Origin of the sequence: Kitasatospora sp. NPDC058965, from assembly GCF_042741245.1 — a bacterium.
In the GTDB taxonomy this organism is placed as follows: Bacteria; Actinomycetota; Actinomycetes; order Streptomycetales; family Streptomycetaceae; genus Kitasatospora.
This window is the reverse complement of sequence record NZ_JBHYKG010000082.1, coordinates 1-4188: the sequence shown is the minus strand read 5'-3', so window position 1 is coordinate 4188 and position 4188 is coordinate 1. Positions and strand designations below refer to the sequence as shown.

Sequence of the window (4188 nt, the reverse complement as noted above, 5' to 3'; positions counted from 1 at the left end):
ACCGACGCCCCCGCCGCGCCCGCCGGGCGCCCCGCCCCTGACGGGGCGGCCACTCCGCTTTTTCCGCCGCTGCGGTTCCGCACCGGCCGGCTCGGGTAGGGGTTCGGCCACCGCGGTCCCCCCGCCGCGGTCCGCACCAGTCCCGGGGAGGCCGACCGTGCCCCTGCCGCTCGAAGCCGTGCTGTTCGCCGCGATCGGCCTGCTGGCCGGTCTGGTCGCGCTGAAGGTGCTCCCCGAGTACTACCCGATGGCCCGCGGGCTGACCGTCGGCACCGGGCTGTGCGCCGGACTGCTCAGCGGGCTGGTGATCCGGTTCACCCTGGCCGACGGCGACCCGGTGGTGGTCCTGCTGCTCACCGCGGTCAGCACCGGGCTGCTCACCTCGGTGCTCGCCCGGCCCGACCTGGCCGCCCGGCACGGCAGCCACCGGCGCCGCCGCGGCTGATCCGTCCCGGCGGGCCCGTGCCGCGAGGAGGGGCCCGGCTGCTAGGACGCCAGGCCCAGCGCGCTCATCCGCTTGGTGTGCGCCTCGGTGATCCGGTTGAACATCTTGCCCACCTCGACCAGGTCGAAGCCGGCCACCTGGGCACCGCCGACCAGCAGGTTGGAGAGCGCGTCGCGCTCGGCCACCACCCGCTGCGCCTGCCCGAGCGCCTCGCCCATCAGCCGCCGGCCCCACAGCGCCAGCCGCCCGCCGACCCGCGGGTTCTCCGCGATCGCCTGGCGCACCTTGTCCACCGCGAACTGGGCGTGCCCGGTGTCGCTCATCACCCGCAGCACCAGGTCGCGGGTGTCGTCGTCCAGCCGGACCGCCACCTCGCGGTAGAAGTCGGTGGCGATGGAGTCGCCGACGTAGGCCTTGACCAGGCCCTCCAGCCAGTCCGAGGGGGCGGTCACCCGGTGGAAGGACTCCAGCGGCTCGACGAACGGGGTCATCGACTCGGTCGGGTCGGCACCGATCTCGGCCAGCCGGTCGTGCAGCAGCTGGTAGTGCTGGAACTCGGCGGCCGCCATCCGGGCCAGCGCCGCCTTGTCGGCCAGTCCGGGGGCCAGCTTCGCGTCGTCCGCCAGCCGCTCGAAGGCGCTCAGCTCGCCGTAGGCCAGCGCACCCAGCAGGTCGAGCACCGCGGCCCGGTAGTGCGGGTCGGCCGCGCAGGTGGTCCAGTCGCCGATCGAGCCTTGAGTCTCCATGGACCGTCACTCTAGACGGCCGCGACCGCTGCTCCGGCGGCGTGCGGGCCCGTGTCAGGCGCATCACGTGTTCGAGTGGTCGGCGACCGGTACAGTAGTACAGGGACCTCATACACCCGCACGGCTCTACCGACCGCGCGGGTTCGCTACGTCCGGCTCGTTCCGGTGCGCGGCGCAGCAGGACCCACGTACGCGGATGCCCGGTCGGAGACCCGATCGGCTCCGACCTTGGCTTGGACCTCAAGCCAGGCACCGCATCAGTGGCCGAGCGAGGGCCGCCGCGGACCGCGCCGCAGGGCGCCGGTCCCGCGCCGGACCCCTCACAGGGAAACCTCCCCCATGCCGCGGGACGCCGCCGCCCCACCGGGCCGGCCCCCGCGCGCGGACAGGGACCGGCGCGGTCGTGCAAGACCTCGTGACTGCCGGGTCCACGGACCCGGACCGGTCGCGCGGCTGCCCGCCGTCCACTCGCTCTCGGCCCGCCCACACGGAAGAGGCAGCACCCTGTCCACCACGACTGAACCCACGAAGACCACGTTCCGCGAGCTCGGCATCCTTCCGGAGACCGCCGAGGCCCTGGAGTCGGTCGGCATCATCCACCCGTTCCCGATCCAGGAGATGACCCTCCCGGTCGCGCTGACCGGGCACGACGTCATCGGCCAGGCGAAGACCGGCACCGGCAAGACCCTCGGCTTCGGCCTCCCGCTGATCGAGCGGGTCGTCGTGCGGGCCGACGTGGACGCCGGCCGGGCCACCGCCGAGCAGCTCTCCGAGAGCCCCCAGGCGCTCATCGTGGTGCCGACCCGCGAGCTGTGCACCCAGGTCACCAACGACCTGCAGACCGCCGGCAAGGTCCGCAACGTGCGGGTCCTGGCCGTCTACGGCGGCCGGGCCTACGAGCCGCAGGTGGAGGCGCTCAGGCAGGGCGTCGACATCGTGGTCGGCACCCCGGGCCGCCTGCTCGACCTGGCCGGCCAGAAGAAGCTGGACCTGTCCAAGGTCCGCGCGCTGGTGCTGGACGAGGCCGACGAGATGCTCGACCTCGGCTTCCTGCCGGACGTCGAGAAGATCCTCACCATGCTGCCGGCCAAGCGGCAGACCCTGCTCTTCTCGGCCACCATGCCGGGACAGGTGATCAGCCTGGCCCGCCGGTACATGAGCCAGCCCACCCACATCCGGGCCGCGGCGCCGGACGACAGCGGGCACACCGTGGCCTCCGTCGAGCAGCACATCTTCCGCGCCCACTCGCTGGACAAGGTCGAGATGGTGGCCCGGATCCTGCAGGCCGAGGGCCGCGGGCTGGCCATGATCTTCTGCCGCACCAAGCGGACCGCCGCCGACGTGGCCGACCAGCTGACCCAGCGCGGCTTCGCGGCCGGCGCGGTCCACGGCGACCTCGGCCAGGGCGCCCGCGAGCAGGCGCTGCGCGCCTTCCGCAACGGCAAGGTCGACGTGCTGGTCTGCACCGACGTGGCCGCCCGCGGCATCGACGTCGAGGGCGTCACGCACGTCATCAACTACCAGTGCCCCGAGGACGAGAAGACCTACCTGCACCGGATCGGCCGGACCGGCCGGGCCGGCGCCTCGGGCACCGCGGTCACGCTGGTGGACTGGGACGACATCCCGCGCTGGCAGCTGATCAACAAGGCGCTGGAGCTCTCGTTCAACGACCCGGAGGAGACCTACTCGACCTCTCCGCACCTGTACGAGCTGCTGAAGATCGCGCCGGGCACCAAGGGCGTGCTGCCGCGCTCCGAGCGGACCCGGGCCGGACTGGCCGCCGAGGAGCTCGAGGACCTGGGCGAGACCGGTGGGCGCGGTGGCCGGTCGGGTCGCGGCGAGCGGGCCGGTGAGCGCGGCGGCGAGCGCGGTGACCGGGGCGAGCGCGGCCGTGGCGGCCGCGGGCGCCGCGGTGGCGAGCGTCCGGCCGGTGCCGCCCCCGTCGCGGCCGGCGACCGCCCGGCCGAGCAGGTCGGCGAGGAGCGCCCGGCGCGCACCCGCAACCGGCGGCGCACCCGCGGCGGCTCGTCCGTCAGCGGTGCGGAGGCGGTGGCCGCCGCGGCGACCCCCGCGCTGCCCGCGGACGCGGCGGTGCCGGTGACCGGTGCGGACGGCGAGGCTCCGGCCCCGCGCCGCCGCCGTCGGCGCTCGCGCGGCAACGCCGCCGCGGGCGAGGCGCCGGTGGTGGCCGCTGCGGCGACGGGCGGCGGCGCGGAGCCGGCTGCGGTGAGCGTGCCGAGCCAGGCCGGTGCCCCGGCCGCCGAGAGCGCGCCTGCTCCGGCCGAGCCGGTGGCCGAGGCTGCTCCGGTGGCGGAGAAGCCCGCCCGGTCCCGGACCCGGACCCGGAAGGCGGCGGTCCCCGCGGCCACCGCGGTGGAGCCGGTCGAGGCTGCTGCGGTGGAGACCACTGCGGTCGATGTCGCTACGGTCGAGGCCACTGCGGTCGAGACCGCGCCGGCCCCGCGCAAGCGGACCCGCAAGGCGGCTGCGGCCGTCGAGCCGGTGGCGAGCCAGGCGCAGGCCGTGGTCGAGGCTGCCGAGGCGATCGCCGAGGAGGCGGCCGCCCCGCGCCGACGCACCGTCAAGAAGGCCGTGGCGGAGGTGACCGCCGAGGTCGTCGAGGCTCCGGTCAAGAAGGCGACCACCCGGAAGACCGCGGCCAAGAAGACCGAGGCCGTTGACGCAGAGGCCCCGGCCGCCGTCGAGGAGGCCCCGGCCGCCAAGAAGGCCACTCGGACCCGGAAGGCGGCCGCCGCGACGGCGGCTGCCGAGACCGTCGAGGCCCCGGCCAAGAAGACGGCCACCCGGAAGACCGCGGCCAAGAAGACCGAGGCCGTTGACGCAGAGGCCCCGGCCGCCGTCGAGGAGGCCCCGGCCGCCAAGAAGGCGCCGGCCAAGCGCACCACCAAGAAGGCGGCCGCCACCGCGGCGACCGCCGAGACCCGCGACGCCCCGGCGACGAAGGCGAACAACCGGAACACCGCGGCCAAGAAGACC

At 75.3% G+C, this 4188-nt stretch carries 3 protein-coding genes; 2 read left to right on the top strand and 1 reads right to left on the bottom strand.

Translation table 11 applies throughout. From position 1 onward, the window contains the following. Positions 1-157 precede the first annotated feature (157 nt). Positions 158-445: a hypothetical protein gene (locus ACFW1A_RS16190; protein ID WP_380409452.1), complete on the top strand. Its 288-nt coding sequence runs from the start codon at positions 158-160 to the stop codon at positions 443-445. Positions 446-486: 41 nt separating this feature from the next. On the opposite strand, the gene ACFW1A_RS16185 is transcribed toward ACFW1A_RS16190, so the two are convergent. Continuing rightward, positions 487-1191, bottom strand: a complete 705-nt coding sequence (locus tag ACFW1A_RS16185) for a ferritin-like fold-containing protein (RefSeq protein ID WP_380409450.1) — start codon at positions 1189-1191, stop codon at positions 487-489. A gap of 618 nt (positions 1192-1809) precedes the next feature. Between ACFW1A_RS16185 and ACFW1A_RS16180 the strand changes: the two genes are divergently transcribed. Then, on the top strand, positions 1810-4188 hold a 2379-nt coding region (locus ACFW1A_RS16180; protein WP_380409448.1), incomplete at its 3' end, for a DEAD/DEAH box helicase.

Coding starts and splice junctions, on each gene's coding strand:
- ACFW1A_RS16185 (WP_380409450.1), bottom strand. CDS start 1,191: ATGGAGACTCAAGGCTCGATCGGCGACTGGACCACCTGCGCGGCCGAC.